Genomic DNA, 5,865 nt, shown 5'->3' with positions numbered 1-5,865 from the left:
CGATTTCGAAGCGATCCGCCGGGTAATCCTGACCCGTAAGATCGTCGAGCAGCTGCCCGATATGTTTCACCTCGTTGCGGGCCGCAATTATTATGCTCACTGTCGGGGAATTGTTTTCTATAGTCTTTTCATGCCTGCAATGACCCGACAGGGCGAGCAAACAGGCGGCGCTGTAAATCACACAACCGCCGATGAGAACCACAGTCAAAACAACATAAAAAGCCGTCATTTAAGGCCCCTGTAAGGGGAAAGCTCCGGGGATCGTTCCGTAAACACAACTATTTTCAGGGTCTGAATCTTGTTATTGCTTCGGCGATTAAAGAAATTCCTGGGAATTGACTATCCCCGCAGCAGATCTACGGGGTATTTCGCCAATTTCCTGGCACTTCGTGCCACCGGAATTTCTGAAAACAAAAGACAAAGCTTGGTAACCCCGGACTTAAGCTCCGAGGAATTCTTTGATTAAACAATAACATCGGATGATGTCATGCCGAACTTGTTTCGGCATCTATTCCTGCTGGTGGAATCATTATTTATCCGCCGGAGCACTACCCCGGATTTATTTTGTTTCGGCATCTATTCCTGCTATTGGAATCATTATTTATCCGCCGGAGCAATACCCCGGATTTATTTTGTTTCGGCATCTATTCCTGCTGGTGGTATCATTATTTATCCGCCGGAGCAATACCCCGGATTTATCTGAAAATACATCTGCAATTTTCGGCGCTGAAGCCCCATCCTGGTGTCGAAAATCCCTGTAACGCCGTCATTCCCGAATCTTTAATCGGGAATCCATATGCAGCCTGCATACATTTTTCATCCTTCGTTGTTACTATCCATGGTCATGAGGATTACTCGTGAAACTATTTCACCATACTCGCCGTGCTGCGTCACAGCAGGAAGGCATATAATTATTATACATGACAAAATAATCCTTCATGTCTTTTTGTAGGGGCAACCCACCGTGGTTGCCCATCACAGAAAATATCCGCGTTCAATTTCAATTCATGAATAGATCTGGTTAAATAATCCTTCGTGTCTTTTTGTAGGGGCAACCCCCCGTGGTTGCCCACCATAGAAAATATCCGCATTCAGTTTCAATTCATGAATTGATATGGTTAAATCATCCTTCGTGTTTTTTTGTAGGGGCAACCCACCGTGGTTGCCCATCATAGAAAATATCCGCGTTCAATTTCAATTCATGAATAGATCGCTCAAACCCTCTTCAAACAAACCATTCCGCCGATATCGACCGGATAATCGAGCTGTAACGACTGGTTCATGCTCTTTATCCTGACATCGGTATCGATGGGCTTCAAAAAAACATCCGTTGTGCTTAAACGGTATGTTCCTTCCGCGCCCGCGAGCCGTGTTATAATGCGCTGTCCGGCTGTCCCGTTGAACAGGTACATAGTGTCCGTATGCTCCGGAACAACAGAGATTACGGATGGCCACTCTCTCAGAAAAACCGGTATGTACGTATTTCCGGATGAGGAAATCCGCGCGGCCGAATAATGAAAATCATCGCTGAGCGGTTCAAAAAGGCCATTCATGAGTTTTGCCTTATGTTCATGATAGAACTGCAGCCAGGCTCTGATCAGCGATACATGACTCTTCGGCAAATCACTGAAATTAATCGAGAGAGTGGGCACTGCATACAGGAAAATGGTGGCGAGATACCGGGCGACATTCTCATCGCTCTCTTCTGATGTCCAGAAACTCGGGTCGGAATGGGGCGCCACTCCGCGGCTCCACGAACGTATCAGGGTCAGATGCCGTCTCCCGAGATCGGGATCGGATGGCGTATCCTGCCCCCGGTAACAGTTACCGAAGGGCCTGTTCGCAACATTCGCGTAGTTGAGACGGTATTCGATGATCGCATCGGGTTTGACTTTCCTGATCGATTCGGCCATGACACGCATTGTCTCACGGACTCCGTCGCTGACAAAATCGTGCGCATGCTCATGGTCGGCCTCGCACTTCACCAGCGGCGCGGAAGCAGGGCTCGCATCGAGAAAATCGATTTTCAGACCGTCCAGTCCATAATCCCGCATGAGTTTTTCCGCAATACGGCCGGCCCGGTCACGGACAGCCGTGCACCGAGGACAAAGCAGATCGGTCGGTTTTCCTCCGGTCACCACGCGGAACGGCGCCATTTCGTCCGAATCCGGGGCATTGCCGGCATAATAGAACGGGCGATACCAGATTATGACCCTGAGACCGAGCGACTGTATATCCGCAATCGTCTTTCCGAAATCGGGAAATGCTTCGGTTTTGGGTTCCCAGCACCCGTCGGCTTTCATCCACCCGCTGTCGATGATAAACGTTTTGAATCCGAGCTCGGCGCATATCCGGGCGTTCCGTGCAATAAAGTCATCATTGATGTTACCGAGCGAAGGGTACCATGTGTTCCATACCGGCTCGAAACATGCGCGTGGAGTGGTGATCGTCGGCTTCCATTCCCTGTCATACCATTCCACGAACCGCGATACGGCTTCATGAATGGGTATATCTTCACGATCGACATAAAGGGTTTCATCGATTTCCCGCACAGAATAAGTTCTGTCCTGAGCGAACCGGTTTACTGCCAGATAAATGTATTTGCCGCCGTACGCCGTGCGGAATCCGAGGGATCCGTCGCCCGATTGATTTTTCAGGGCGATGAGGCAGCGGTTTTTCCCGTGACGGCTGTGAACACCGGAAAGCAGCGATCCGTCATGCCCGGCGGCCGGTATTTCCGCTCCCCATGGCAGTCCGATATACGCCCGCCATCCAAGCCCGTCAAGCTGCTGCGTGTACCATATCCGCTGAACATCTTTCAAGGGAACCGCCATTTCAATCGAGAACCGTTTGACCGCCATGGTTCCATTGGGATTTAAACGAATACGGGCGCAAGCCTTATGTGCAGAAATCGTATCGACCGACACATCGAACGATATCCCTTCTGCAATGCTGCCCTCTACTTCGAGTTTTATCGTTCCATCGAGCCCGAGAATACTGAACGAGCCTGACAGCGTCTTCGTCCCGGCAAAACTCTTCCCGACACCGGCCGACACTCCGGCTAATGCCGCGCCCGTTGAAATTCCGGCTTTCATGAATGTTCTTCTGCTCGTACCGTTCACTTTCCCGCCCTCGTTTTCCTTTATGCCGTACAGGCACTGAAAATAAAGAATGTATCCTGCGGAAATAGACTCTTGACGCTTTTACTCTGGTGCAACAGTGTCCGGTTAAGTATCATATCAAACGCATAATATATTGAAAACACTATGGTTTTACATAAATCTCCACAACTTTCGATACGATATCTCTCATTCTTTACAACAGCCCCCTTCGACGCTTACGTGTCTGTTTCCCCCGGAGGGGGCGACATAGTGTGGTGCTTGCGGTTATATCCTGCCCCCTTGAGGGAGAAGGATGTCACGAAGTGACAGAAAGGGGGCTTCTTTGTAAAATTAACCGTCAGTTCTGACTCTTGTGATCAAACAGTAACATCGGATTGTGTCATGCCGAACTTGCTTCGGCATCTGTTTCAGAGAGTAATATATCTATCCGCCGGAGCAATAGTATGCCCTCGATTTGTGACCGGGCACATATACATCATAAAACGGCTTTTCAACCGGAAGCATCGGCATGAATAAATATAAACCATGGAACGTATCATAGCAAGGAACGGGGATGTGCTTTTTCTCTTGGCACGAAAAAGAACTTGCCAATTTCATGATATAATTTTATCTATTGTATCAGGTAACACGTGAAAAATGATTTAACCCGGATTTATCTGAAAATGCATTTGCGGTTTCCGGTGCTGAAGCTCCGGTCTGGTATCGGGGGTCCCTGTAACGCCGTCATTCCCGAATCTTTAATCGGGAATCCATATGCAGCCTGCATGCATTTTTATCCTTCGTTGTGACTATCTGTAGTCATGGAGGTTATTCGTGAAAATATTTCACCATACTCGCCGCGCTGCGCTGCGTCGCCGCAGGAAAGCACAAAAAGTCATAACGGATTATTGAAATAATTGTTCGTGTTTTATTATTGCAGGGGCACCCCCCGTGGTTGCCATCCGTAGAAAAAATCCGCGTTCAATTATATTTCATGAATAGATCGGGTTAAATAATTGTTCGTGTTTTTATTTTTGTAGGAGCAATCCACCGTGGTTATTGTAGGGGCAACCCACCGTGGTTGCCCACTGTAAGGCTTTTTGAAAATTAACACCTGTATCGATACATTGTGAGAAAAATTACATACCATGATACATAATATTTCCTTTTCCCGTCTGGTAAAACATACCATTTTCATAGCGTTTTATCTCTTTTTATTTACGTCGGACACCCACGCCCGCGACACGATCGGTATGCACCTCGACAGCATGTTCCTGAGCAGGTTTGTCTGGCGTGGCGAGATGTGGACCGACGATCCCGTGTCCTGGTATACGGCGACATTCAGGTACAAGGGTTTCAGATCGTACAATTTCTTCAATGTCGATCTTACCGACATCAACAACGACCTGTACGAATGCAACGAATACGATTTCATTCTGGATTATACATTTTCATTCAGACACTTCAGCCTCGCGCCCGGTGTGCTCCACTTTTCCTCGCCCACCGATTACTTCGAGCCGACGACGAAAATCATTCTTCAGGTCAAAACCGACCTTCCGCTCCATCCCGGGCTGAGAATCCGTGTCGATCCCGAAAAATCGAGAGGATCGTACTTTATTCTCGATGTCTATCAGCGTGTGTCACCCCGTATATTCAAACAGGACATCGACTTTTACGGCTCTCTCGGAGCGAGCCAGCCACGGTATTACCGGAGATACCTCGGTACAAAAACGACCCTGACCGATCTTCTGCTCGGTATGAGTGTCCCGTTCCGGCTCGGCGGGGATTTCGTGCTCGAACCGGTGGTGGAATTTACCTCGCTCCTCGACAGCTCGGTTCGGAAAGCCCAGGAGGAAAAGCACTACAAGAAGGATGCTTTCATGTTCGGCATCCGTCTGTCTAGGAATTTTGAGTTTTGAGCAAAACGCGCTGGCAACCCGATCCATTCACTTAACTTCTAATAGAACGCGGATTTTCGCGGATTAGGCGGATTTGTTTTTCGTACCTGATCGATGTAACATCGTAGGGGTAATTCATGAATTACCACTGCTTTGTGTCTTCGTTGTAAAATATTTTTATGAATAACTCCCATGACATAGATTGTCACAACAAAGGATGAAAGTGTAAAGAGTATTTCTCCGTGTCCTCCGTGTCTCCGTGGTGAAGTTATCAATGAGTATTTTCAGATAAATCTGGGCTGCATCCTGGAAGCAGAATAAAATCCTGGCCATCCCCCAAAATCCATGATGAATTTTACTGTAATGAATTTATTACAAATAGAATATATATGATTCTTGCAGGTGTTTTATAACCCCATTGAAAAGCCCCGCGGTCACAACCGGTTTTCGGAAAAGAATGGGTGCTGGCCGGAACAGCTTCACCTGGCCTCCAAAAATCCACTACCACTTATTATTGTAACAAATAGCATAACACCTTTTTGGAGCTTCTGATGTATAAACCCCATTGAAAAGCCCCGCGGTCACAACCGGTTTTCGGAAAAAGAATGGGTGCTGTCCGAGCGAGCCGAAGGCTCGTGAGTTCACACATTCCCGAAAAACGGGCCGTGACCGTGGAAAAAGGCTTTTCGCGGGGTGCCCTTTCCTTGGTTACTTCCTTTGGGCAAGCAAAGGAAGTAACATCTAAAAAAGTGTTCTTAAAAAAATGGGTGATGGCCGGAACATCTTCACCTGGCCCCTCCAAAATCCATACTGAGTTGTATTGTAATGAATTGATTATACATAGCATAACACCCTTTGGAGCTTCT

General features: G+C 47.7%; 5 protein-coding genes. 3 read left to right on the top strand and 2 right to left on the bottom strand.

Going from position 1 to position 5,865, the window contains the following annotated elements; genetic code table 11:
• The coding region (locus LLG96_05875; protein MCE5249731.1) for a hypothetical protein at positions 1 to 229 on the bottom strand (229 nt) is incomplete at its 3' end.
• 258 nt (positions 230 to 487) lie between these two features.
• Between LLG96_05875 and LLG96_05870 the strand changes: the two genes are divergently transcribed.
• On the top strand, positions 488 to 703 hold the full coding sequence (locus LLG96_05870) for a hypothetical protein (GenBank protein ID MCE5249730.1): 216 nt from the start codon (positions 488 to 490) through the stop codon (positions 701 to 703).
• 511 nt (positions 704 to 1,214) lie between these two features.
• Here LLG96_05870 and LLG96_05865 read toward each other — a convergent pair.
• Positions 1,215 to 3,122 carry a hypothetical protein gene (locus LLG96_05865; GenBank protein ID MCE5249729.1) on the bottom strand — a complete coding sequence of 636 codons (1,908 nt, stop codon included), beginning with the start codon at positions 3,120 to 3,122 and terminating at the stop codon, positions 1,215 to 1,217.
• A gap of 1,127 nt (positions 3,123 to 4,249) precedes the next feature.
• On the opposite strand from LLG96_05865, the gene LLG96_05860 reads away from it, so the two are divergent.
• The gene (locus tag LLG96_05860; GenBank protein ID MCE5249728.1) at positions 4,250 to 5,020 is read left to right on the top strand and encodes a hypothetical protein; all 771 of its coding nucleotides are present in this window, start codon (positions 4,250 to 4,252) and stop codon (positions 5,018 to 5,020) included.
• 650 nt (positions 5,021 to 5,670) lie between these two features.
• Positions 5,671 to 5,865, top strand: a 195-nt coding sequence (locus LLG96_05855; GenBank protein ID MCE5249727.1) for a hypothetical protein, incomplete at its 3' end; no start/stop codon positions are given.

The organism is bacterium, from assembly GCA_021372535.1.
GTDB lineage: Bacteria > Latescibacterota > Latescibacteria > Latescibacterales > Latescibacteraceae > JAFGMP01.
This window is presented reverse-complemented; position numbering and strand designations above follow the sequence as displayed.

Bases quoted from the DNA above. Each gene is read 5' to 3' on its own strand.
- LLG96_05870 (MCE5249730.1), top strand. From the start codon at position 488: ATGCCGAACTTGTTTCGGCATCTATTCCTGCTGGTGGAATCATTATTT.
- LLG96_05860 (MCE5249728.1), top strand. From the start codon at position 4,250: ATGATACATAATATTTCCTTTTCCCGTCTGGTAAAACATACCATTTTC.